Source organism: Dehalococcoidia bacterium (assembly GCA_041649635.1).
In the GTDB taxonomy this organism is placed as follows: domain Bacteria; phylum Chloroflexota; class Dehalococcoidia; order E44-bin15; family E44-bin15; genus JAYEHL01.
In genome coordinates this window covers 575,021-597,169 of record JBAZMV010000001.1, presented here as the reverse complement: position 1 = coordinate 597,169, position 22,149 = coordinate 575,021, and the positions used below count along the sequence as shown (strand labels likewise).

27 protein-coding genes and 1 tRNA gene are annotated in these 22,149 nt (G+C 54.4%); 9 read left to right on the top strand and 19 right to left on the bottom strand.

Going from position 1 to position 22,149, the window contains the following annotated elements:
• Positions 1 to 68 precede the first annotated feature (68 nt).
• Genes ispG through rpsB form a run of 9 tightly spaced genes read right to left on the bottom strand, consistent with a single transcriptional unit; the run spans position 69 to position 7,929 of the window.
• Positions 69 to 1,115, bottom strand: a complete 1,047-nt coding sequence (gene ispG, locus WC562_02935; GenBank protein ID MFA5055113.1) for a flavodoxin-dependent (E)-4-hydroxy-3-methylbut-2-enyl-diphosphate synthase — start codon at positions 1,113 to 1,115, stop codon at positions 69 to 71.
• Complete coding sequence (gene rseP / locus WC562_02930; protein MFA5055112.1) at positions 1,112 to 2,467, bottom strand: RIP metalloprotease RseP; 1,356 nt, start codon at positions 2,465 to 2,467, stop codon at positions 1,112 to 1,114. Before rseP ends, ispG begins: the two co-directional genes overlap by 4 nt.
• Positions 2,464 to 3,609: a 1-deoxy-D-xylulose-5-phosphate reductoisomerase gene (locus WC562_02925; protein ID MFA5055111.1), complete on the bottom strand. Its 1,146-nt coding sequence runs from the start codon at positions 3,607 to 3,609 to the stop codon at positions 2,464 to 2,466. The genes rseP and WC562_02925 overlap by 4 nt, the downstream gene beginning before the upstream one ends.
• Positions 3,594 to 4,400 (bottom strand): phosphatidate cytidylyltransferase, encoded by an 807-nt coding sequence (locus WC562_02920; GenBank protein ID MFA5055110.1) that lies wholly within the window; start codon positions 4,398 to 4,400, stop codon positions 3,594 to 3,596. Before WC562_02920 ends, WC562_02925 begins: the two co-directional genes overlap by 16 nt.
• Entirely contained in the window at positions 4,397 to 5,119 is a 723-nt protein-coding gene (gene uppS, locus WC562_02915; GenBank protein MFA5055109.1) for a polyprenyl diphosphate synthase, read from the bottom strand. The genes WC562_02920 and uppS overlap by 4 nt, the downstream gene beginning before the upstream one ends.
• Complete coding sequence (gene frr / locus WC562_02910; GenBank protein MFA5055108.1) at positions 5,119 to 5,673, bottom strand: ribosome recycling factor; 555 nt, start codon at positions 5,671 to 5,673, stop codon at positions 5,119 to 5,121. Before frr ends, uppS begins: the two co-directional genes overlap by 1 nt.
• Positions 5,674 to 5,679: 6 nt before the next feature.
• Complete coding sequence (gene pyrH / locus WC562_02905; protein MFA5055107.1) at positions 5,680 to 6,405, bottom strand: UMP kinase; 726 nt, start codon at positions 6,403 to 6,405, stop codon at positions 5,680 to 5,682.
• 9 nt (positions 6,406 to 6,414) lie between these two features.
• The gene (gene tsf, locus WC562_02900; protein MFA5055106.1) at positions 6,415 to 6,933 is read right to left on the bottom strand and encodes a translation elongation factor Ts; all 519 of its coding nucleotides are present in this window, start codon (positions 6,931 to 6,933) and stop codon (positions 6,415 to 6,417) included.
• 48 nt (positions 6,934 to 6,981) lie between these two features.
• Positions 6,982 to 7,929 (bottom strand): 30S ribosomal protein S2, encoded by a 948-nt coding sequence (rpsB, locus tag WC562_02895; GenBank protein MFA5055105.1) that lies wholly within the window; start codon positions 7,927 to 7,929, stop codon positions 6,982 to 6,984.
• Positions 7,930 to 8,049: 120 nt separating this feature from the next.
• Between rpsB and WC562_02890 the strand changes: the two genes are divergently transcribed.
• The 3 genes from WC562_02890 to WC562_02880 all read left to right on the top strand — a co-directional run bounded on the left by WC562_02890 (position 8,050) and on the right by WC562_02880 (position 9,029).
• Positions 8,050 to 8,142, top strand: a tRNA-Ser gene (locus tag WC562_02890).
• Between the two features lie 56 nt (positions 8,143 to 8,198).
• Positions 8,199 to 8,693, top strand: coding sequence for a hydrolase (locus WC562_02885; protein ID MFA5055104.1), 495 nt, complete (start codon positions 8,199 to 8,201; stop codon positions 8,691 to 8,693).
• A gap of 3 nt (positions 8,694 to 8,696) precedes the next feature.
• Positions 8,697 to 9,029 carry a DUF1801 domain-containing protein gene (locus WC562_02880; protein ID MFA5055103.1) on the top strand — a complete coding sequence of 111 codons (333 nt, stop codon included), beginning with the start codon at positions 8,697 to 8,699 and terminating at the stop codon, positions 9,027 to 9,029.
• Between the two features lie 38 nt (positions 9,030 to 9,067).
• On the opposite strand, the gene WC562_02875 is transcribed toward WC562_02880, so the two are convergent.
• Positions 9,068 to 9,289, bottom strand: coding sequence for a PLDc N-terminal domain-containing protein (locus WC562_02875; protein MFA5055102.1), 222 nt, complete (start codon positions 9,287 to 9,289; stop codon positions 9,068 to 9,070).
• Positions 9,290 to 9,534: 245 nt separating this feature from the next.
• Between WC562_02875 and miaB the strand changes: the two genes are divergently transcribed.
• The 4 genes from miaB (at position 9,535) to nadC (ending at position 14,331) form a co-directional block, all read left to right on the top strand.
• Positions 9,535 to 10,800 carry a tRNA (N6-isopentenyl adenosine(37)-C2)-methylthiotransferase MiaB gene (gene miaB / locus WC562_02870; protein MFA5055101.1) on the top strand — a complete coding sequence of 422 codons (1,266 nt, stop codon included), beginning with the start codon at positions 9,535 to 9,537 and terminating at the stop codon, positions 10,798 to 10,800.
• A gap of 108 nt (positions 10,801 to 10,908) precedes the next feature.
• Positions 10,909 to 11,832: a quinolinate synthase NadA gene (gene nadA / locus WC562_02865; protein ID MFA5055100.1), complete on the top strand. Its 924-nt coding sequence runs from the start codon at positions 10,909 to 10,911 to the stop codon at positions 11,830 to 11,832.
• Positions 11,832 to 13,382 (top strand): L-aspartate oxidase, encoded by a 1,551-nt coding sequence (gene nadB, locus WC562_02860; GenBank protein MFA5055099.1) that lies wholly within the window; start codon positions 11,832 to 11,834, stop codon positions 13,380 to 13,382. Before nadA ends, nadB begins: the two co-directional genes overlap by 1 nt.
• 67 nt (positions 13,383 to 13,449) lie before the next feature.
• The gene (gene nadC, locus WC562_02855; GenBank protein MFA5055098.1) at positions 13,450 to 14,331 is read left to right on the top strand and encodes a carboxylating nicotinate-nucleotide diphosphorylase; all 882 of its coding nucleotides are present in this window, start codon (positions 13,450 to 13,452) and stop codon (positions 14,329 to 14,331) included.
• Here the strand turns inward: nadC and WC562_02850 are convergent.
• From WC562_02850 to WC562_02835, 4 genes are read right to left on the bottom strand one after another with little or no spacing between them, the layout of a single operon-like run.
• The gene (locus tag WC562_02850) at positions 14,305 to 15,045 is read right to left on the bottom strand and encodes an ABC transporter ATP-binding protein (GenBank protein MFA5055097.1); all 741 of its coding nucleotides are present in this window, start codon (positions 15,043 to 15,045) and stop codon (positions 14,305 to 14,307) included. The two genes, nadC and WC562_02850, sit on opposite strands and share 27 nt — an antisense overlap.
• Before the next feature lie 10 nt (positions 15,046 to 15,055).
• Positions 15,056 to 15,823 (bottom strand): cobalt ECF transporter T component CbiQ, encoded by a 768-nt coding sequence (gene cbiQ / locus WC562_02845; GenBank protein ID MFA5055096.1) that lies wholly within the window; start codon positions 15,821 to 15,823, stop codon positions 15,056 to 15,058.
• Between the two features lie 13 nt (positions 15,824 to 15,836).
• Positions 15,837 to 16,151 (bottom strand): PDGLE domain-containing protein, encoded by a 315-nt coding sequence (locus tag WC562_02840; GenBank protein MFA5055095.1) that lies wholly within the window; start codon positions 16,149 to 16,151, stop codon positions 15,837 to 15,839.
• A gap of 2 nt (positions 16,152 to 16,153) precedes the next feature.
• Positions 16,154 to 16,792 carry an energy-coupling factor ABC transporter permease gene (locus WC562_02835; GenBank protein ID MFA5055094.1) on the bottom strand — a complete coding sequence of 213 codons (639 nt, stop codon included), beginning with the start codon at positions 16,790 to 16,792 and terminating at the stop codon, positions 16,154 to 16,156.
• A gap of 172 nt (positions 16,793 to 16,964) precedes the next feature.
• On the opposite strand from WC562_02835, the gene WC562_02830 reads away from it, so the two are divergent.
• On the top strand, positions 16,965 to 17,801 hold the full coding sequence (locus tag WC562_02830) for a class I SAM-dependent methyltransferase (GenBank protein ID MFA5055093.1): 837 nt from the start codon (positions 16,965 to 16,967) through the stop codon (positions 17,799 to 17,801).
• Positions 17,802 to 17,805: 4 nt separating this feature from the next.
• Positions 17,806 to 18,387 (top strand): nitroreductase family protein, encoded by a 582-nt coding sequence (locus tag WC562_02825; protein MFA5055092.1) that lies wholly within the window; start codon positions 17,806 to 17,808, stop codon positions 18,385 to 18,387.
• Between the two features lie 42 nt (positions 18,388 to 18,429).
• Here WC562_02825 and WC562_02820 read toward each other — a convergent pair whose 3' ends face one another.
• The 5 genes from WC562_02820 to WC562_02800 all read right to left on the bottom strand — a co-directional run bounded on the left by WC562_02820 (position 18,430) and on the right by WC562_02800 (position 22,020).
• Complete coding sequence (locus WC562_02820) at positions 18,430 to 18,678, bottom strand: TIGR04076 family protein (protein MFA5055091.1); 249 nt, start codon at positions 18,676 to 18,678, stop codon at positions 18,430 to 18,432.
• Positions 18,679 to 18,814: 136 nt separating this feature from the next.
• Complete coding sequence (locus WC562_02815; protein ID MFA5055090.1) at positions 18,815 to 19,429, bottom strand: transglutaminase family protein; 615 nt, start codon at positions 19,427 to 19,429, stop codon at positions 18,815 to 18,817.
• A gap of 84 nt (positions 19,430 to 19,513) precedes the next feature.
• Entirely contained in the window at positions 19,514 to 19,981 is a 468-nt protein-coding gene (dtd, locus tag WC562_02810; protein MFA5055089.1) for a D-aminoacyl-tRNA deacylase, read from the bottom strand.
• Positions 19,956 to 20,297, bottom strand: a complete 342-nt coding sequence (locus WC562_02805; protein ID MFA5055088.1) for an FmdB family zinc ribbon protein — start codon at positions 20,295 to 20,297, stop codon at positions 19,956 to 19,958. Before WC562_02805 ends, dtd begins: the two co-directional genes overlap by 26 nt.
• 268 nt (positions 20,298 to 20,565) lie before the next feature.
• Positions 20,566 to 22,020, bottom strand: a complete 1,455-nt coding sequence (locus tag WC562_02800; GenBank protein MFA5055087.1) for an RtcB family protein — start codon at positions 22,018 to 22,020, stop codon at positions 20,566 to 20,568.
• Positions 22,021 to 22,149 lie beyond the last annotated feature (129 nt).

Below are 22,149 nucleotides of genomic sequence, written 5' to 3'. Positions count from 1 at the left end.
CCGTTTACGGCCGGATGTGCGGAAGGGTTTTTATTAAGATAAAAAGATAGTCGGCAGGATGGAGGGATTTAAAACTTATCGACCTCCGCCATCAGGGCGGAGAGAAATTCGGATTCGTTCACTGTCCGTACTTGCTTACCTTTGCTGAAGATGACGCCCTTACCCTTGCCGCAGGCGATGCCCACGTCGGCGTTTTTAGCTTCGCCGGGGCCGTTGACCACGCAGCCCATGACCGCCACCTTGATCGGCTTCTCGAGTTTATCCAATTGTTTTTCCACGGCGTTAGCCAGCTTCACAACGTCGATCTCGGTTCGCCCGCAGGTGGGGCAGCTGATGAGCGTCGGGCCGCGCTTGCTGAGGCCGAGAGATTTCAATATCTCGTATCCGGCGCTGACCTCTTCCCGCGGGTCGCCGGTGAGCGAAACGCGTATCGTATCGCCGATGCCCTCCCATAGCAGGATGCCGATGCCGACCGCGCTGCGAACGGCGCCGCGCCTGGGGGTGCCGGCTTCGGTGATGCCAAGGTGGATCGGATAAGGCATACGTTTAGCTATCAATCGATTCGCCTCGATAGTCTCAGACACGTCGAACGCCTTTACTGACACTTTTATCAGTCCGAAATCGAGGCTCTCCAGCAGGTCGATCTCGTTCATCGCGGCATCAACCATGCGCTCGACGGTCGACTTCGTCGCATCCTTTGTCGGCGGCAGGCTGCCGGCGTTGACTCCGACGCGTATCGGTACCCCGCGCTTCCTGGCGGCGAGGACAACTTTCTTTATATGCTGCGGGTCGCGGATATTGCCGGGGTTGAGCCGCAATCCGTCGACCCCCGCATCGATGGCCGCGAGCGCTAATCGATAGTCGAAATGGATGTCGGCGACGAGCGGTATGTGAATCGCTTTTTTGATGTCGGACAGTGAATCGGCGGCCTCGCGGTCGGGAACGGCTACGCGCACTAGCTGACAGCCGCATCGTTCGAGCTGTCTAATCTGTCGTATCGTCGCTTTAGCATCGCGGGTGTCGGTCTTGGTCATGGATTGCACGACTATCGGCGCGCCGCCGCCTATGACGACATCGCCGATACTGATCGGCCTGGATCTACGCCGTCGCGTCATCTGAGGAAGCCTTCCCCGCTGATGATCCTTTGAATATCGTTATAGCTGATAAGCACGAAAAGCGCCAAGAGCAGCGCGAATCCGATCATGTGCACAAAACCTTCCGTCTTGGCCGATATGCGTTTTCCCTTGCGGGCGGCCTCGATCAATACGAATACGATCCTGCCGCCGTCGAGCGCGGGCAGAGGCAGCAAGTTCATTATGCCCAGGATGATGCTGATAAGTGCGGCGAACTGGAACAGCGCGGCCGCGCCTCCATTCTCATTCACCTCGTTGGTGAGCTGGGCGATTCCAATGGGACCGGCCACGGCGTCCTTCGCCACCACATCTCCGGAGAAGAGCATGGCGAATGAGTCCTTGATGCCCGCGAATATCGAACCGTACGAGGACAGCCCTTTCGGTATCGCCTGCCAGGGCGGATAAGCTTTGTTCTCCGTGATTATATAGTTATGCAGCAGCATGCCGAGCTTGCCCTCGTTCTTTGGCGGGTCAATCCTCGGTACGGGGGTGAGGGCGATAGCCGCAATACCCTCCGACGCGTTCCTCGCTACGATCAGGGTGACTGATTCGTTCGGTCTTGCTTCGGTGGCAAGCGTTACCGCATCGTTCAAATCGTTGTAATTATTGATAAGTATGCCGTCGACGCTGATGATAATATCGCCCGCCTGCATACTTGCGTTATATGCAGGCGATCCGTTTATGACTTCGGTGATCAGGACGCCCGAGACCAGACCGAGCACCTCCTGTCCGGTGGGGGGATTAGCGGGGGGGACGATCGAAGAATTGTACTGCATGCTCCCGCGTGTTAGAAGCAGGTTCACCGGCTGTCCGGGGTTCGTGTCAACTGATTTTCTTATCTCTTCTGAAGCGTTAGTGAAATATTCGATTTCCTTGCCGTCTATGCTTATCAGTATATCGTTCGCCTGGATACCGGACTGTTCTGCAGGAGAGCCTGTGATGACGGCGCTTACTATTATGCCGGGGTTATCGGATACGCGTTCCAGCGGCAGCATGTACGCCAGCGGCAGCAGCCAGAGCGGGAAGAGTATCATCGCAATAGAACCGGCGCTTAAGACGACCAGCCTTGTCTTCGGTTTCTTGCCGGCCAGGCTGTCGGGGATATCGGGGTCTTCTTCACCTGCCATCTTGCAGAAGCCGCCCAGCGGTATCCAGTTAATGGACCACTTGGTGCCGCCCTTATCAAAGCCCCAGATACGCGGCGGCAGACCGATGCCGAACTCCTCAACTTTTATCCCGGCCATCTTAGCCGTGATGTAGTGGCCGAGCTCGTGGATTACTATTAGAAACGTAAGAATCGCTATGAAGATGACTATCGATATAAATACGCTCAACTTGCGGCTGCCTTCCTGGCCCAGGCGTCGGCGGCGAGGATGTCATCGAGATAGGGGTTTGAGATGCCGCGATGTTCGTCAAGGGCTTTGGATATTATCTTTGCTATGTCCGTGAATTTTATTTGACCTTTGAGGAACCTGTCAACCGCAACCTCGTCTGCGGCCGAAAGCACGGCGGGGTATGTTCCTCCCATGCGGCTTGCCTGGAACGCCAAGCCGAGACAGGGGAATTTATCGATATCCGGCTTCTCGAAGGTCAAAGCGTTCTCGGTCGGTCCGCTCTTGATATTCAGAAGATCGAGGCGCGGCAGCGTATCGTTCGGCAAGCGCTCCGGGTGAAAGATGGCGTATTGTATCGGGAAGCGCATGTCCGGCATGCTGAGCTGGGCCTTTACCGAGCCGTCAACGAACTCGACCAAGGAATGAATTATACTCTGCGGGTGGATCACGATCTCGATATCATCGATTGCCGTATCGAACAGCCAACTGAGCTCTATAGCCTCAAATCCTTTGTTCATCAGCGTCGCCGAGTCGATGGTCACCTTAGAACCCATGTTCCACGTGGGGTGTGCCAGCGCCTGCCCGGGAGTCACTGCCCGCAGTTTTTGTGTCGACAGATTGCGGAACGGGCCTCCCGATGCGGTCAGTATGAGGCGCCGCACGGCATCGTTTTCTCCCTGAAGGCATTGCCATATGGCGCCGGGCTCGCTGTCTATGGGCATGATCGTTACGCCGTGCTTCCTCGCTTCGGCCGTGACGATCGATCCTGCCGCCACAAGCACTTCTTTAGTAGCAAGGGCGATTTTTTTCTTAGCCCTGATCGCTGCCAGCGTGGGCTTGAGGCCGGCCATTCCCGATATCGCTATAACAACAAGGTCGACATCGGGGTGCGCAGCCATTTCCTCCGCCGTCGTTAGTTTGCAGTTGGGTCGTTTCAGCCTGGGCCGGTCCTCCTTTGACGCGATCGAGATCAGTTCAGGTTTGAACTCATCGATCTGCTGCGCCAGAAGGTCGGCGTTGGTTCCGGCGGCCAAGCCGATGACGCGCAAACGTTCCGGGAAACAACGTACGATATCGAGTGTTTGCGTGCCGATGGAGCCCGTGGAGCCCAGGACGGCTAATCGTTTTACACTATTACCCATGTCACAAAGTAGTATACAACAACCACGGTGAACAGAATACTGTCGAGACGGTCTAAGATGCCGCCGTGTCCGGGCACGCAGTTCCCGGAATCCTTGACGCCGGTGCTGCGTTTCAGCAGGGATTCGGCGAGATCGCCTAACGGGGCGAAGATGCCGATCAGTATGCCTAACACTGCCGATTGCCAGTAGGGGAGATGAAGCGTGGGCAGGAATGTGCCGAGCACAATGACTATAGCCACCGCCCCAATAAAGCCGGCGACAGCTCCCTCCCATGACTTGGCCGGGCTGATCTTCGGCGCCATGCGGCGCCGGCCCCACTTCAATCCGCACTGGAAGGCTATCGTGTCGGAGGCGACATTGCCGACAATTGCAAGAATAACCCAGTCCCTGCCGCTGTCCAGCTGCCTCATGGGAATGAAATGACTCAGCATCCAGCCAAGGTATAGCATGCCCACGATGAGCCAGGCCCAGTTGACCGCGGCGTGGTTAATATCGGGCTGGAAGACCAGCCATATCAGCGGCAGTATCACCGCCGCTGTCAATAGCTGAGGGGTGTATTTCATATCGAACTGGGCCAGACCGATGAATAGCAGTACGCCTATAGTTCCAAAGAGGGTGATGGGATGCTTCCTGGAGACGCCGATTAGGGGAAAGAACTCAAATGAACCTACAATAGCGATTGCCGCTATACCGATGGAGAAGCTGGGGTCGCCGAACCATACGATAGTGAAGACTATCGCTCCAAGAAAAAGGCCGACTATCCAGCGTTTCAGCATCATGTATCCGTTCAAGCCTTAACTCGATTCTTGAGCCCTCCGAAACGTCTTTCCCTGTCGGCGAAAGCGGCCAGCGCCCGTTCCAGCTCATCCGGGCCGAAATCAGGCCAGAGCGTGGGTGTGATGTAATATTCGCTGTAGGCGGCCTGCCACAGGAGGAAATTGCTTATGCGCATCTCGCCGCCGGTGCGTATCACCAGATCGGGATCCGGGAGTTCCGCGGTGTACAAATATTTCGTTATCAGGGATTCGTTAACCTCCGCGGGTTTGACGCCGTCCTCGATTATTCGCTTGACCGCGTTGACGATCTCGGAGCGTCCGCCGTAGTTGAACGCTATACAGACGGTGAGCTTATCGTTATTTGCCGTCAGATCTATCGCTTTGCGCACCTTGTTCTGAAGCCTTTGTGTAACCCCGTCGCTGGCGCCGATATGAATAAGCCTTACGCCGTCCTCATGCAGGCTCTGCACTTCTTTATCAACGCTTTCCTCTATCAGGCGCATAAGACCCTGAACCTCTTTACCTGGACGGTTCCAGTTCTCTGTGGAGAAGACATACAGGGTGACATATTTTACGCCGCGGTCGGCAAGACATTTGATTATGCGATGAATATTTTTTGTCCCCGCTTTGTGGCCGGCCAGGCGGGGTAAATTGCGCTGTTTTGCCCATCGGCCGTTGCCGTCCATGATGATAGCAACGTGATCGGGGGTATGGTTGGCGCTTGATTTAGGCACTAGACCTCCAATAGCTCGGACTCTTTATCCTTGGCTATCTGGTCTACTTCCGCGATGAAGCTGTCCGTTATTTCCTGAAGTTTGGTCTGAGCGCGCTTCTGTTCGTCCTGGGATATTTCCTTTTCCTTCTCCAGGTCCTTCAGCATATCCATCGCGTCTCTTCTGACATTTCTCAGCGCGACCTTGCCTTCCTCAGCGCGTTTATGGACCGATCTCACCATCTCCCTGCGCCGCTCCTCTGACAGCGGCGGAATGGGCAGCCTGAGGATATGTCCGTCGCTGCTGGGGTTAAGGCCAAGGTCCGATTTCTGGATTGCCTTGGTTATGTCTCCAAGTGTGGCGTTATCCCAGGGCTGAATGATGAGCAGCCGCGCCTCCGGCGCCGATATCGTTGCTATCTGTTTCAGCGGTGTCTGCGTGCCGTAGTAGTCTATCTTGATGTTATCAAGTATCATCGGCGTGGCGCGCCCGGTGCGTATGCCGGCGAGGTCTCTCTGCAGGACCTCGATGCTTTTGCTCATGCGGGATTTTGCATCAGAAAGTACTTCTTCAATCATATTCTACCTCTGGCTTCTAACTATAGTGCCGACAACGTCGCCCTGCGCGGCGTGCACGATGCTGTTACGGGTTCCTATATCGAAGACGAAGATAGGCAGGTTATGCTCCATACATAATGACATCGCGGTGGCGTCCGTGACCTTGAGGCGCAGCTTCAGCGCTTCAGCGTGGCTTATGCTGTCGAACTTCTTGGCTTTCGGGTTTTTCCGCGGATCGGCGTCGTATACGCCGTCGACCTTGTGCTTGGCCATGAGAAGGACATCGGCTCCTATTTCTATGGCTCTCAAGGCCGCGGCGGTGTCCGTGGTCATATACGGATTGCCCGTGCCGCAGGCGAATATGACCACGCGGTTCTTCTCGAGATGGCGCAGGGCGCGGCGGCGGATGAACGGTTCACAGACGGCGGCCACCGGTATGGCGCTTTGAATGCGGGTATTTACATCGACCTTTTCCAGGGTATCCTGCAACGCGAGCGCGTTCAGCAGCGTGGCCAGCATGCCGGCATAGTCGGCGTTGGTGCGTTCCATGCCCATCTCTTCGGCAGCCGAGCCGCGCCATATGTTCCCGCCGCCGACGACGACAGCGACCTCGACCCCCATCTGGACAACCTTCTTGATTTGAGAGGCAACGTCAGATACCCTGACGAAGTCGATGCCGTATTGTTTATCCCCAGTTAGTGCCGCCCCGCTTATCTTAAGCAGGACACGCTTGTACCGGGCTTTCTTCATATGTTGAGTTCATCCTTTCCCCAGTTCAAAGCGAGCGAATCTGCGCACCTTTATATTCTCACCGGTTTTGGCTATGACCTCGGTGATAATATCCTGAATGCTTCTCTGTGGGTCTCGGATGAACGGCTGTGAGAGCAGGCATACTTCCGCGGGGTCCAAGTCCGCGCGTATCTCAGCGGGGATATCGTCAGCGCTGACGAAGCGCGGGTCGCTGGCGGTTACCTGCATTGCAATATCATGGGCGAGCTTTTTAAAGTCCTCGGTGCGCGCCACGAAGTCGCTCTCGCAGTTTATCTCGACCAGGGCGCCCATGCGGCCGCCGTGGATGTAGACATCGATTAGGCCGTTCTTCGCTTCCCGTTCAGACCTTTTCTCGGCCTTGGCCAGCCCCTGTTTCTGCAGGGCTTCGGAGGCCTTGGCCATATCGCCCTCGGCGTCCTGGAGCGCGCGTTTGCAATCCATGATGCCGGCTCCCGTCAATTCGCGCAACTCTTTTACTAATCCGGCTGTGATGTTAGTCTTTGTCATCGTTTCTCGTCTTTCGGATGAGGATTATACCCCGGGTTTCAGAAAGTTCTAAGAGGCGGCTGTGTTGTCCTCTTGTTTCGTTTCTGTTTCCACTGGATTCGCCTGCTGCGCGGGCTCTGTTTCTGCCTCGGCGGCTTTTGCGGCGGCCTCTTCTTCCGCGGCTTTGCTCGCGGCTGCCATCTCGCTGGCCGTACCGAACCCGCCTTCAGGAGTGAAAGTCATTACTTCTTTGACCGACTCTTCTTCATATACCATAGCAGCAAGCTCACGTGCCTGGCGGCCTTCGAGAACGGCGCTTGCCATATAGCTGCATATGAGCCTTACCGCCCTCACGGCGTCATCGTTGGCCGGTATGGGATAATCGATCTCGTCCGGGTTGCAGTTGGTATCCACCGCCGCCACGATGGGAACACCCATGCGCCGCGCTTCGGTAACCGCGATTCGCTCTTTGGCGGGGTCGATGATGAAAACAGCCCCCGGGAATTTGGTCATCTCTTTGAATCCGCCCATCTGCCTGTTAAGACGGTCGATCTCTTTACTCAGTTTCAGGGCCTCTTTCTTGGGCAGGACTTCGAACTGGCCGCGCGCTTTCTGGTCCTCGAGCCGCACCAGGTAGTCTATCCTTGACTGAATCGTATCGAAGTTGGTGAGCATGCCGCCGAGCCAACGCTGGTTCACGTAGGGCATGCCGCAGCGTTTAGATTCCTCCTCGACGGATTCCTTCGCCTGTTTCTTGGTGCCTACGAAAATTATATCTTCGCCTTTGGATACAAGGTCTCTGATGAAGTCGCCGGCTTTGTTTAGAAGCGTTGCGGTCTGCTCCAGGTCGATGATATGAATGCCGTTCCTGGCCGTAAATATGTATTTCGCCATGCGCGGGTTCCACCGGCTTGTCTGGTGTCCGAAATGAGCGCCCGCCGCCAAAAGCGATTTAATCGATACTTCTTCAGATTCAGCCTTAACCTCAGGCTTCTCTTCAATCCTTTGCTCTTCCATGCTCCCCCTTCGTGATGATACTCTAAGTGCACAACAGCAGAGCATAGTATAACATAGGGTAGTTTGCGTGGCAATATCGTTGAAAAAGCGTTGTATCCTGTGTTATATTGTTCAACACTGGGAGGGATCGCATAGTGGTCTAGTGCGGGCGCCTGCTAAGCGCTTACCCTGGGTTAACTGGGGTCGAGGGTTCGAATCCCTCTCCCTCCGCCATCTTTTCACCCCGTCGACCTCGATATCAGGCAAGAACTCGAAAGGAGTTGTTGCATATGAAGCACGTAAAATCACAGAGTGAGCCCTGTTGTCCCCAGTTCGATCCGGCGCCTTGGGAGGGCGTGACGCATGTCTGGCAGGACAAGCCTTTTATCATGGAGTCGATCCCCGAGTTCATGCACATGCCTTTCCCGCCGATGATAGCGAAGGCGATGGGCAGGATGTGGAAGGCGGCGCAGGATGCCGGAGCCGCGCCGGAGTTCAAGGATTTCATGTGTCTGGCCTACGATCCGAGTCCATGGAAGGGTGAGCTTTACGTGGCGGTTACAAAGGTGGTTCCTGGAGCAAAGAACGTGAAACTGTCGGGCACATTCATCAGCAGAGTCTTCGATGGGCCGTACAACGCGGTGCCGAAGTGGATCAAGGAGATGGATAAATATCTGGCCGAGCAGGGCAAAAAGGCGTCGAGATACTACTTTTATTACACCACCTGCCCGAAGTGCGCTAAAATCCATGGGCATAACTACGTCGTGGCCTTTGCTCAGGTGTAAGACATGAGCAAGAAGGTCGACGAGTATATCCAGAAGCAACAATCGCCCTATCAAGAGATTTGTTTGGCATTAAGAAGACTCATTCTTGAAACTTTACCCGATGTAAAAGAGGAGATGAAATGGGGCGTTCCCGCTTTTGCAGACGGGAAATTTTATATCGTCGCATTGAAAGATCATGTCAATCTTGGTTTTTCTAGCAAAGGATTCTCCAATGAGGAAACAGCCCTTTTTGACGGCGGCGGGAAAACGATGAGACACATTCAGATCGCCGGCTTGGGAGATATTGATAAAGAACGGATAACAAAATTACTAAAGCTGGTTAATGACAAAAAATAGTTTTCCGCGTCGAACCGAAGGCGAGGCTTGGCCTGTCTCTACTTGCCGTATAGCTGTTTGCGCTTGGGCCTCCTCGCTATCAGATAAATCAGTGCTCCCAGCGCGCCTACTAATACAATCACGAGAACCCATACGATCTTTTCATTATCCCCTGACGGTTCTTTCGTGATGCAATCGACTAGCACCCATATCCATAGAACAGTTGCGGCTATTATAAAGACAAAATAAAGGATTACAAGGCCTATCGCAATACCGAACATCTCATGTCCTCCCTTCGTCTCTCCGGGCTGATTCTCGCCTATTAGTCGTTGAGAAATCGAATGTTTGTTTATGATATATGATTTTGTCAGGCGTGACAATCTCACTTAATAGTTGATATCAGCATATGCGTGTTCAAATTCGGTGCCTCGATGCAATAAGATCATCCATCGGTCGGTATTAATCAATCGTGCTATAATCTGTCTGGAAGATCAGGTTTGCGACGTGTCGGCATCAAGGAGCTTTAATGCCTTATTACCACATCTGGACCATCGGCTGTCAGATGAATAAATCGGACTCCGAAAGCATTGCCGCTTTCCTGGACCAGCATGGCTATCGTTCGACAGCGAAGATCGACGATGCCGATATTGTTGTGCTTAACAGCTGCGTGGTGCGGCAGAGCGCCGAGAGCAAAGTGGCTAATAAAATCGATGCGCTGAGACGCCTCGATTCCGATAAAGTGCTGGCGGTTACCGGCTGTATTGTTGACGAGAACGTCGATGGTTTACGAAAGCGTTTCCCCCGCGTCGATCTGTTCTTCGAACCGCAGGATATCGGCAGGCTGTCGGAGTATTTGAAGGGCAGAGGCGCAGTCGAGCCGGGCTCGACTTTGTCAAACCTTCCGGTTAAAGCTAAGATAAGCTCGCTTGTGAACATAATGCATGGATGCGATAATTTCTGTTCGTACTGCATCGTGCCGTACCGCCGCGGCAGGGAGGTGAGCCGTCCGATGTCGGATATCGTCACCGAGGTCGAGTCGGCTGTGGAGCACGGCGCCAAGGAGGTCGTGCTGCTGGGGCAGAACGTGGATTCGTACGGCCGGGGCCTGTCGGGTGAGCCTGAGCTTGCCGATCTACTGGAGGACTTGAATCGGGTCGAAAGCCTGGCGCGTATCCGTTTTCTGACCTCGCATCCCAAGGATATGAGCGAGCGTCTCATCGAAGTTGTCGCACGTCTCGAAAAGGTGTGCGAGTGTATCAGCCTGCCGTTCCAGGCGGGCGATGACGATGTCCTTAAAGCCATGCATCGCGGATATACCTCGGATGAGTACCGCCGCCTGGTCGAGCGCATCCGCAGTTCGGTGCCGGACGCGGCGTTGAGCACGGACGTCATCGTCGGCTTTCCGGGAGAGAGTGAAGAACAGTATCGCAGGTCGCGCGAGATGATCGAAGAAATTCGCTTCGATACGGTTCATATCGCCTGCTACTCGCCGCGTTCGGGCACTATCGCCGCGCGAGAATTGAAGGACGATGTCCCAACCTCCGATAAGGTGAGACGCCGCAAGGAATTGGAGGCTATTCAGGAACGCATCGTAAGCGAGAAAAACAGCGAGCTTATAAGGAGAACGGTCGAAGTGCTGGTCGAAGGGAGGAAGAAGGGCAAGTGGTGGGGTCGCACCCGCACGGACAAACTGGTGTTCTTTGAGGCTGCGGGCGATAGAATCGGACAGCTTATTGATATCCGCATCGAAAGCGCTGGAGCATGGTCGCTGCAAGGTAGAATCGACGGTTGAGACGCTGGGCCGTAGGAAATCGGGCGCTTGCATTTGCCGACGTTTAAGCTGACCGCTTATTCTGTTATTATATACGCATCCGTATTCTGGCCGATAAAGGTCGAAAAGATGTCAGATGATGAAAAAGACTTCGAGCGCATCAGCAGACGCATCGTTGAGCTGAAGAAGTCGCTAAACGCGGTTATCGTGGCGCACAACTATCAGCGCCCCGAGGTGCAGGACATAGCCGATTTCACCGGCGATTCCCTGGAGCTGGCGCGCAAGTGTACCACTGTCGACGCAGAGGTCATAGTCTTCGCCGGCGTGCACTTTATGGCGGAGAGCGCATATATTCTCAATCCTGATCGCAAGGTGCTGCTGACAGAGAAGGAAGCCGGTTGTCCCATGGCGGACATGATAACCGAGGAAGACCTTCGTGAATGGAAGAAGAAGTATCCCAAAGCGGCCGTCGTCTGCTATATCAACACCTCGGCGGCGGTCAAGGCGCTGAGCGATATCTGCTGCACCTCGGCCAACGGGGCGCAGGTGGTGCGGTCTCTGCCACAGAAGGAAGTGCTCTTCGTCCCCGATCAGAACCTGGGGCATTTCATATCGAGAAGCACCGACAAGAAGATGATATTATACCCCGGTTTCTGCGGGCCGCATCAGAGGGTGATCCCCCGCCATATCGATCTGGCCAGGGAGCGCTATCCCGGCTGCGTGGTGCTGGTGCATCCCGAGTGCCGTCCGGATGTTATCGATAAGGCGGACGCAGTCATGAGCACGTCCCAGATGCTGCGGTACGCTGCGGAGAGCAGGGATCGAGTCTTTGTCATCGGCACGGAGAGCGGGCTGATGCATCGACTGCGCAAGGAGAATCCCGATAAGGAGTTTTCTCTATTAACTGAAGGGCTGGTCTGCCCCAATATGAAGAAGACGACTCTCGCCAGTGTCGCGATTACGATGGAAAAGCAGAGAAACGTGATAACGGTTCCGGAAGAGGTCAGGCTGCAGGCCAGACGCGCTCTGGATAGAATGTTGAAGGTGAAATAGTGAAAGCTGGAAAGACAGACAGCTACGATTATATTATCATTGGCAGCGGTATCGCCGGACTGTATACGGCGCTGCTGGCCAAGCCGCATGGAAATGTATTAGTGCTGACCAAGGGCGGCATTGATGAATGCAATACAAAGCATGCTCAAGGAGGCATCGCAGCCGCCATAGGCGTTAAAGATTCTCCAGAGCTGCATTTCAAGGATACTATCGCCGCCGGCGCAGGGCTTTGCGACGAGGAGGCGGTTCGCATTCTTGTCGAGGAAGCTCCGGATAGAATCACGGACCTGGTCCATTTCGGAGTTCATTTCGATACTATGGACGGTGAGGTCGCATTGACCAGGGAGGCGGCGCACAGCGTTCCGCGCATTCTGCACTCCGGCGGAGACGCTACCGGCGAGAATATCGAGACGGCGCTGAGCAAGATGGCGTTACTGGCCAACGTTGTCATCCTGGAAAACTTTCTGGTCACCGAGATTATCGTTGATAACGGCGTCGCTCAGGGCGTTTTAGCTCTAGATTTGCGCACGGGTAAGACGCAGGAGTTTCGCTCACGCGCCGTTATTCTGGCTACGGGAGGCGGCGGTAAGATCTATAACTTTACCACCAATCCCGATATAGCCACCTGTGACGGCATCGCGCTGGCTTACAAGGCCGGGGCTGAGATAATCGATATGGAGTTCTTTCAGTTTCATCCCACGGCGCTGCGTCTTCCCGGAGTGGAGCCGTTCCTTATCTCGGAGGCGGTCAGGGGTGAGGGGGGTATACTGCGCAACAAGGATGGTCGGCGCTTCATGTTCGATTACGCGCCCAAGGGGGAGCTGGCGCCCCGGGATGTGGTAGCACGCAGCATAGTCGCCGAGATGAAAAAAACAGAGAGCGATCACATTTATCTCGATGTCACTCATATTAATCCACTTAAAGTAACCAACCGCTTCCCTCATATCTTCAGGTACTGTTATGTGAATGGTCTCGATATAACCAGGGTGCAGATTCCGGTATCGCCGGCGGCCCATTATATGATGGGTGGGGTGAAAGTGAACACCTGGGGCGAGACCAATATAGCCAGGCTCTTCGCGTGTGGCGAGGTGGCGAGCACGGGCGTGCACGGAGCCAACCGCTTGGCCTCTAACTCTTTGCTCGAGGTGGTAGTCTTTGCCAAACGCATCGTGCAGCGGGTGCAGGGGGGCAACGGTACGACAAATGAAAGCAAGGAGGACCGCTACTCGTTAAGCAAAAGCAGGAAGTCCGGTGACGCTTCTCCTTTGAGCCTGAACAGATTTCAATCTCTTATGTGGGACGGGGTCGGAATTGTGCGCTCGGGGAAGGAATTGGAGCAGGCCGTCTCGGTGCTGGCCGCCTGGCATAAGTCGATGAAGGAGCCGGCAGACCGCCCGTCGTATGAGCTTGCCAACCTGGTGTTAACGGGTCGCATCATGGCGGAGGCGGCGCTTATAAGGGAGGAAAGCCGGGGCGCACACTTCCGCACGGATTTCCCGAAGTCCTCGGATAGCTGGCTTAAACATATAATTTTTGTGAAGCAATCTTAGAAACTGGCAGTCGCAAGTCGGCGTTTTACGCTTGACATTTTCACTAAAATAGTTTAGGTATTATTGCATGAGACAACATGAACAGCATCTTATCTGCTTCTGGGAGCACGTTGAGAGTATTGTAGACAAGTCCCTTATCGAAGACCGCATTTCTCATGACGTAACTACTGATGCGCTTATCCCGGATCATCTGGAGGGCAAGGCTGCAATAGTGGCCAAAGCCGAAGGCGTGCTGGCCGGTGTCGAGATAGCAAAAGCCGTGTTCATGCATGTCGATCCAACGCTCCTGGTCGAGGTGCATATCACTGACGGGCACAGGGTGAAAAAGGGTGACGTGGTGGCCACGGTTTCAGGTGAGATCGTCAGTGTCCTTAAGGCGGAACGCCCGGCATTGAATTTTCTCTGCCACCTCAGCGGCATCGCCACCGACACATCCAAGTATGTGGAAGCGGTCGAGGGCACGAAGGCGCGTATTACGGATACTCGAAAAACCACTCCCGGGCTCAGGCCGTTTGAAAAATACGCAGTGCGCATAGGCGGCGGACAAAGCCATCGCGAGCATCTGGGGGACTGGATACTTATCAAGGATAATCATCTGGCGGCGCTGCGTTGCCTCGGCTTTGGTATAAGGGATGCTATTGAGAAAGCCCGCAACGGTTCGCCGGCTGGCGAGACGACCAAAGTCGAGGTCGAGGTAAACAGCTTCGATCAGGCGGTTGAGGCGCTGGAGGCGGGGGCTGATATTGTGATGCTGGATAATATGTCCATATCGGAGATGAAACGTGTTATGAAGCATAATCGTGGACATGCGCTGATAGAGGCTTCAGGCGGGATGAACCTGGACAACGTTCGTGCCGTGGCCGAGGTCGGCGTCGACCTAATATCCATCGGTGCTCTTACTCATTCATCAAGGGCGCTGGATTTAAGCCTCAAACTTGTGACCTGCTGATTGCGGCGCGGGCGCCAGCCCGTGCTTTTCAAGAAGGATTGTATCGGATAGTATTTCCTCGGTCGTTCTGTCGCAAACAATGTGACCTTTATCGAGCATTACAGTCCGTCCGCTTAACGTCCTCACCAGTTCCAGATCGTGGGATGCGATTATCTTGGTCATCGGTAATAGCTCGATAAGTGCAACGAGATCCCACTTTGCCCTTGGGTCCAGGTTGGCTGACGGTTCGTCAAAGACCAGAATTTCTGTATCCATCGATAGAACCGTAGCTATTGCGATGCGTTTTTTCTCTCCGACGCTGAGATGCTGAGGGGAACGCTTATCATATCCTTCCATGTTCACCATGGCAAGCGCTTTTCTCACCCGCGAGCGCACTTCTTTCTCTGCGAGACCCATGTTAAGCGGGCCGAAGGCCACGTCGTCGAACACTGTTGGTGAAAACAACTGGTCATCGGGGTTTTGAAACACCAGCCCCACTTTGCTTCGTGCCCATTTGATATTCTTCTCCGTCAGCGGTGTTCCGAGTATCTTTATTGCGCCATCGCTTCTGAGAATGCCATTGAAATGCAGAAGCAACGTTGACTTGCCGGCCCCGTTGGGTCCGATTACGGATACGGTTTCGTTTTTGCCTATCGTCAGGGTGATATCGTGCAATGCCTCGTGTCCGTCGGGGTAATTGTAAGACAGGTTTTCGATCTCGACTGCGTTTTCCAAAATGAGTCCTTCAAATAGCGAGTGATAAACAGGCTACTGATATTATGATGAGGAAGGAGAAAGTATACAATAGGTCTACTGCCCTCATAGTAGTGCTGGAGAGCGTTCTAATCTCACCATCGAAGCCGCGAGAGACCATTGCGGCGTATACCCGTTCGCCGCGCTCATAGCTGCGGAGGAATAACGTGCCTATCATGTTGCCGACGGTTTTAATCTGACGGGAGCGCTTTTCCCCGAAGCTCCGGCTGTCCCTGGCTTGTTTCATGCGCAGCACCTCGTCCGTCAAAACGAATATGTAGCGGTACATGAAAGAGAGGATCATCACCATAGCTTTGGGCATGCGCAGTCGTTCCAGACCTTTGAGCACGTCGGAGAATTTTGTCGTTGCAGTAAGCAGCACAAGACTGATGACGGAAAGCCATGATTTAAGCACAATACTGCCGAGAAGTATTAGGTTACTTTTCGGTATGTCCCACATCCAGATATTGTAGCTGCCGCTTGAGCTTCCGGTCTTGAGGAACGGAATGAAGATACCGATTAGCAATACGAAAGGTATGACGACCAGCGAGTGTTTCAGTACGTATATCGGGGGAACTTTAGATATCAGGGTAAGCAGGGTTACAAATGCCAAATAGATAGCGAAAGTCTGCCATTCGCCGGGTGGGGTTACAACAACCATAACGACGAATACAATGGCGGTCGCTATCTTGGTGCGCGGATCCAGCCGGTGAAGAGGGCTGGACCGGTCGCTGTAACGGTCGATAAAGCTGTGTTTCATTTTTAAATTCCGTTCAGCGTTCGGCGGCGGTTGCCTTTTTGTTCTTGCCGAATCGAATCAGTCTTGCCGCTCCGTATGTGATTACGAATATCCCCGCAGTTCCTATCAGTCCGGCCAGAATCGTCGCTACCGCTTCGTTCTCAATGCCGGGGAACATGTAATCGGCGATAACCTGGAAAGGCGCCTCATGCGCTTCTTCGATAAAGCCCTTGTCCTCGGCGACTTTCTCAAGCCCGTCCGGGGAGCTAGAGGCCAGCGGCGAGAAGAACACTAATGCCAGGCAAAGGATCAATGCTATATGCCACCATTTGATACGTATTTTTTTCATGGCTATATCCTCTCCATTGCTATCAGGTCTTTCCTTACGGCCGTGACCAGGCCCAGCACTGCAACTGTGATTAATCCTTCTCCGATCCCGATAAGGGCGTGCCATCCTGCCATTGCGGGGAAAGCTATACTGATCGGTGACGTTCCCGAAGCCCAAAGTTCGATTGAGCAGGATGACGCGGCGATGAATACCGATGCCCACGCGGCTATGAAGCTGCCGATGAGCAGGCCGCGTCTGTTATCGCCCATAAATCGTGTCGTCAGCCGATACAAAAAGTAGGCAGAGAAACAGCCGATTAGGCCCATATTGAAGATATTGGCTCCAAGGGCAAGCAATCCTCCGTCCTGGAATATCAGACACTGAAGGATGAGTACACATGCCATAATGAGCAGTCCGGCCCATGGCCCGATTAGTATTGCAGCCAGGGCTGCGCCCAGGAAGTGTCCCGACGTGCCGCCGGCGATAGGGAAGTTCAGCATCTGGGCGGCGAAAATGAAGGCGGCCAATATGCCCAGCATAGGGACGTGTTTTTCCCCCATTTTCTTGCGGGCTGCTCTTAGTGCATAGCCTAACCCGCCTGCTGAAACAGTGTAGGTAGTCGCTACGGTTGCAACGTTTAGGAAGCCATCAGGTATGTGCATTTTGCTCCTCCCGAGTTATCCTTTGCGTCGTTTTGCCGGTGCAATTACTTGCATTAATTATAACACCAGATTTCTTTTATTGCAACTACTTGCAAAGGCAATTGAAAGCGAGGATGGTCGACCGATGCTATAGTTTCTGATAGCAGTGGGATATAATGTCCTTGTGTAAGGTATGAGCGGTAGTAACGATAAAACCGGGAATAAAGCGTCTTATGTGCGGCGGATGTTCGCTTCCATTTCGCGCACGTACGATCCATTAAATACCGCGCTTAGTTTCGGTCAGGATATAAGGTGGCGCAGGTTCGCAATGGCGCGGATAAGCGACGTTCCTCATTCGTCGATTCTGGACCTCGCCGCCGGTACCGGCAAGATAGCGCTGCTTGCGGCTCGAATCTATCCCGAGAGCGCTGTCGTCGGTGTTGATTTTTGTTCCGAGATGCTGGCAATAGCTAAGCGGACTCTGATCGAGTCCGAATCAACCCCCTGTATCCCCCACTCTTGGGGGAAGATTAAATTGGGGGACACCCCCAAATCCCCCGGCAGGAAGAATCCTGCACCTCTTTCGGGGCGGTCGATGGAAGCAGCGTTTGGGGACCGGATACATCTGGTTCAGGGGGATGCATTAAGGCTGCCGTTTCCGGATAATACATTCAATTGTTTAACCATTGGATTTGCGCTCAGGAATGTTACCAGTATCGCCAACCTCTTTGCCGAGATGAACAGGGTGACAAAGCCGGGAGGTAAGATGGTTTCTCTGGAGCTTACGCGCCCGTCGCTAAAAATACTGGGACCGTTGCATAAGTTATATATCAAGGTCATTATACGTTTGGTAGGCGGGATCGTGTCCGGCAAGTGGGATGCATATACTTATCTGCCGCAGTCGATACTCGAGTTCCCTTCGCCGCGGGAGGTTCAGAGGGTGATGGAGGATGCGGGCTGGCGCAGTGTGGAGATATATCGTCTCACGTTCGGTGCGGCCACCGTCCAGACGGGCATAAAGGAGCAGTAGGGCTATGAAAGCGATGTCGTATGCAGAGTTGGTGAAGAACAACCGGAGCCGGCGCCGTTTTCATCAGGCAGTGAGCGTCGATATGGAAACGCTCCGGGAGCTTATCGATCTGGCCAGGCTGACGCCGTCGGCGCGGAATCTTCAGCCGCTGAAGTACATCCTTTCCAACACTGCGGATAAAAATTCCAAGATATTCAGTTGTCTCTCCTGGGCGCTGGATCTCAAGGGCTGGGGTGGGCCCGCGGATGGCGAGCGGCCTACGGCGTACATCGTCATCCTTGGCGATACGGAAATCGCGAAAACGTTCGTGTGCGATCACGGCATTGCGGCGCAAACGATTATGCTGGGCGCGGTCGATAAGGGATTAGGCGGCTGCATCATGGCCTCGATAAAAAGGGATCTATTGCGGGAACTGCTGGCGATTCCGGAGCGCTACGAGATACTCCTGGTGCTGGCGCTGGGCAAGCCGAGCGAAGAGGTGGTTATCGAGACGGTCGGAAAGAGCGGGGACGTCAAATACTGGCGTGACGCTGCGGGCGTGCATCACGTGCCCAAGCGGGCGCTGGATGATATTATCGTCGGTTAATGATCATGGGTAGGGGCACAGCATGCTGTGCCCCTACGTAATTTATTCGACCCTCAACTCGAATACAACGGGGTTCGACGGGTCAGGGCAGGCGACTACCGCTTTGCCCGGTTCCTCCCACGGGAACGAGCCGCCGTACTGCAGCACCTCGGCGAAGGGGAACAGCGTGTAGAAGGCCCATGAGCACATGCCATCCTTCGTCGTCTGGCCGATGACGAACTCATCTCCAACCTTGTGGCCGGCCTCGCAGTGTCCTTTTTGGGAGATTACTTTTGCGATGATATCAGACATATCAACCCCCCTTTGGATTGCGCTTCATATGATCATGCGGGCTCAGCATGCTGAGCCCCTACGTCGGGTAATTCATATCAGGCGATCACAATCCCTCCATGATCATCGTGTATGGAAGGACGCCTCTATATAACGTTTATTTTTCTTTGAGCAGCCAGTCCCGCGATGCGAGTATTTCGTCCCAGGGCACCTCGTCGTATATGCCGTGGTTGTGTACATATTCCATGTGGAGCTTGCCGTCCTGATTGTAACGATGAAATACGGCGTCCTGAGTACCGTCGAAATCGACAGGGATGAAGTTGTGCTGGCGGCACAGATCTATATCGAAGCTGGGCGTGGCCTTAAGCCATTTGCCGTTCAGGTGCAGCAGTGCATAGCCGTGATACTTCATGACGTTGTCGCCTCTTAATCCATCGAGTATTTCCTTCGATAAGAGGTGATTGCGTACGTTGCAGAAGCCTAACCGCGCAGGTACGCCCGCGGCCCGCGCCAGAGCGGCCAGCAACACCGCCTTCTGTACGCAATAGCCGTTGCCGCGCCTCAGCGTAGCGCTGGCCTTGTATTCTTCCAGGGGGGATATGCCGCCGTAAGGGTTGTATTTGATGCGGTCGCGGACGAAGTAGAACACCGCTTTTGCTTTGTCGATTTCGGTAGATTTATTCTTTGTCAGTTCCGCTGCTTTCCCTTTGATTGACGGTTCATCGCAATCTATCGTATACGTTGATGCCAGATACTTTTCCATTATTGTCATTGTTATCTCTTGCAGATGAGGGGTCGTAAACTTAATTCCCTGAATATATTTTAATCGATATAGTCTTGTGGCGCCACTGAGCGATTATTGCTGGGATGATTCAGGGAACTTCTCCCTGCTGTCCAGCATGATGGTGACCGGGCCGTCATTCACGATGTCGACCGACATATGCGCCTGAAACCGTCCGGTTTCTACCTTAAGGCCGCTTTTCCGTAGCAGGAAAACGAACTTGTCGAATAGCGCCTCTGCCACGTCGGGTGGGGCGGCGTCCGTGAAGCTGGGGCGGCGTCCCTTTTTCGTGTCGGCGAGCAATGTGAACTGGCTCACGGCCAGAAGCTCGCTGCCTACTTCGCTCGCTGACAGATTGAACTTGCCTTCTTTATCGCCGAAGATCCTCAGCCCTACAATCTTGTCGGCTAGATATTTAGCGTCCCTTTCCGTATCACCGGCGGCTACACCGAGGAGAATGACCAGGCCGCTGCCGATATGTCCGACGATATTCTTATCGACGGAGACCGAGGCTTTGCTAACTCTTTGAAGGAGCGCTTTCAACTTTACTCGCCGCAGGTTTTTTCTCGGCGGTCGCGCCGTGTTCTTTTGAGGATTTGGAGGAGCTGCCGTTCCCGTCCTTTTTCGCGGGCTCTTTCTTATCGGATTCCTTTTCGGATTTAGTGGAATCGTATCTGCCGCCGTGTCCGTGGTCGGTGCAATAGAAACCGCTGCCCTTGAAGACCACGGGCACCGCATGGAAGACGCGCTGCGATAACCCCTTGCACTTCGGGCAACTGGCTACAGGCTCATCGTTAAATCCCTGCCGCTCATCGAAGCGATGGTGACAGGTGTTACATTCGTATTCGTATGTAGGCATATTATTATATCTCTAGCAATTACAAACCAGCGAGTTATTATAGCAAATTGATGTGGTGCACGCAACCGGCGGCGTAGCTAGGAAGCACGTTGTTGTCAACACCCTTTATCGCAATCCCCCTTGGTCCCCCTTTTGTAAAGGGGGATTTAGTCGCCGTGTAAGGGCTTGATTAATCAAGCCCTTACAACACATCCCCGAGGGCGAGGCGACACCCCTAAAACCCCTGGCCCGATTTCATCGGGGCACCTCTTTATATATTTGCCTTTGGCTACCCCTTGATTACGCCGATGGGCCTCATCTTGGCGACCTTGCGCGAGATGCCCGCCTGATGCGCCACCTCTACAACCTGGGCAACGTCTTTGTAAGCTTCCGATGCTTCCTCGGCGAGCGAGGACAAGCTGGCCGTTCTGACTTTGATTCCTTTAGCTTCCAGCTTGTAAGCCACGTCGCTTCCGCGCACCCCCTTCTTGGCGGCGGTGCGGCTCAGCAGCCTCCCCGCGCCGTGGCAGGTGGAGCCGAAGGTATCCGTCATCGCGCGTTCCGTGCCTACCAGTACATATGAGTATCGTCCCATGTCTCCGGGTATGAGCACGGGCTGGCCGATGCCGGAATATCTCCCCGGCACGTCGGGATGTCCCGCCGGCAGCGACCGCGTCGCACCCTTGCGGTGTACGCAAACGTCGATCTTCTTGCCGTCGACCTCGTGCCTCTCCATCTTGGCAATGTTGTGAGCTACGTCGTAGACCATGTCCATACCCAGGTCGGCCGGGCCTTTGCCGAGCACGCGGATGAAGGACTCGCGCGCCCAGTGCGTTATGCACTGCCGGTTGGCCCAGGCGTAGTTGGCGGCGCAGGACATGGCGGCGAAATACTCCCTGCCCTCGTTAGAATTAACCGGCGCGCAGGCCAGCTGGCGGTCGGGCAGTTCGATTCCGTATCTCTTGACTGCCGACCCCATCGATTTAACATAATCGTCGCAAACCTGGTATCCCAACCCGCGGGAGCCGGTATGAATGAGGAGCAGGACCTGTCCCGCATGTGTTATACCCATGGTGCGGGCGGTCTCCGCCTCGTATATCTCATCGACAACTTGAATCTCTAGGAAATGATTCCCGGAGCCGAGCGTCCCGAGCTGAGGAGCGCCACGTTGTTTAGCCCTGGCGCTGACGCGATCGGGGTCGGCGCCGCTCATGCAGCCGCGCTCCTCGGTTACTTCGATGTCTTCCGTTTCGCCGTAGCCCTTCTCAACGGCCCATCTCGATCCCTTACGCAGGACATCATCGACCTCGTTCGGTTTCAATTTCAACTTTCCCTCTGAGCCGACGCCGGATGGAACGTTGTGATACAGCGCTTCCACAAGCTTATCGATTTTGGGACGGACTTCCTCCTCGCTCAGGTTGGTGCGCAGGAGCCTCACGCCGCAGTTGATATCGAAGCCTACGCCGCCGGGGGATATCACCCCGTCGGATTGCCTGGTGGCCGCCACCCCTCCGATGGGGAAGCCGTAACCCCAGTGGATATCCGGCATGGCCAGTGATAATGAGACTATGCCGGGCAGCGTCGCTACGTTGGCCACCTGCTCAAGGGCCTCATCCTCCTTGATATGCGCCAGCATCTCCTCATCCGCATAGAGCATCCCAGGAACGTTCATGCCGGGTTTATAGTCCCGGGGTATCTCCCAGCGGTATTTATCTTTCTGTATCAGCCTCTTTGTGCCTGACATGATCGTCTCCTTGGGAAGTCGTCGTGTAGGGGCAACCCCCCGTGGTTGCCCATCCGATTGGGCAGGTCCCTGTGCCTGCCCCTAAGATTAGACATGTGTGAATCACTCGGTCAGGCCGGATAATGATTT

Coding starts and splice junctions, on each gene's coding strand:
- tsf (MFA5055106.1), bottom strand. CDS start 6,933: ATGACAAAGACTAACATCACAGCCGGATTAGTAAAAGAGTTGCGCGAA.
- WC562_02925 (MFA5055111.1), bottom strand. CDS start 3,609: ATGGGTAATAGTGTAAAACGATTAGCCGTCCTGGGCTCCACGGGCTCC.
- cbiQ (MFA5055096.1), bottom strand. CDS start 15,823: ATGAAACACAGCTTTATCGACCGTTACAGCGACCGGTCCAGCCCTCTT.
- ispG (MFA5055113.1), bottom strand. CDS start 1,115: ATGACGCGACGGCGTAGATCCAGGCCGATCAGTATCGGCGATGTCGTC.
- WC562_02840 (MFA5055095.1), bottom strand. CDS start 16,151: ATGAAAAAAATACGTATCAAATGGTGGCATATAGCATTGATCCTTTGC.
- WC562_02875 (MFA5055102.1), bottom strand. CDS start 9,289: ATGTTCGGTATTGCGATAGGCCTTGTAATCCTTTATTTTGTCTTTATA.
- WC562_02835 (MFA5055094.1), bottom strand. CDS start 16,792: ATGCACATACCTGATGGCTTCCTAAACGTTGCAACCGTAGCGACTACC.
- WC562_02805 (MFA5055088.1), bottom strand. CDS start 20,297: ATGCCTACATACGAATACGAATGTAACACCTGTCACCATCGCTTCGAT.
- WC562_02815 (MFA5055090.1), bottom strand. CDS start 19,429: ATGACAATAATGGAAAAGTATCTGGCATCAACGTATACGATAGATTGC.
- WC562_02800 (MFA5055087.1), bottom strand. CDS start 22,020: ATGTCAGGCACAAAGAGGCTGATACAGAAAGATAAATACCGCTGGGAG.
- WC562_02885 (MFA5055104.1), top strand. CDS start 8,199: ATGAAGCACGTAAAATCACAGAGTGAGCCCTGTTGTCCCCAGTTCGAT.
- nadC (MFA5055098.1), top strand. CDS start 13,450: ATGAGACAACATGAACAGCATCTTATCTGCTTCTGGGAGCACGTTGAG.
- WC562_02820 (MFA5055091.1), bottom strand. CDS start 18,678: ATGTCTGATATCATCGCAAAAGTAATCTCCCAAAAAGGACACTGCGAG.
- nadA (MFA5055100.1), top strand. CDS start 10,909: ATGTCAGATGATGAAAAAGACTTCGAGCGCATCAGCAGACGCATCGTT.
- miaB (MFA5055101.1), top strand. CDS start 9,535: ATGCCTTATTACCACATCTGGACCATCGGCTGTCAGATGAATAAATCG.
- WC562_02880 (MFA5055103.1), top strand. CDS start 8,697: ATGAGCAAGAAGGTCGACGAGTATATCCAGAAGCAACAATCGCCCTAT.
- WC562_02825 (MFA5055092.1), top strand. CDS start 17,806: ATGAAAGCGATGTCGTATGCAGAGTTGGTGAAGAACAACCGGAGCCGG.
- pyrH (MFA5055107.1), bottom strand. CDS start 6,405: ATGAAGAAAGCCCGGTACAAGCGTGTCCTGCTTAAGATAAGCGGGGCG.
- WC562_02830 (MFA5055093.1), top strand. CDS start 16,965: ATGAGCGGTAGTAACGATAAAACCGGGAATAAAGCGTCTTATGTGCGG.
- rpsB (MFA5055105.1), bottom strand. CDS start 7,929: ATGGAAGAGCAAAGGATTGAAGAGAAGCCTGAGGTTAAGGCTGAATCT.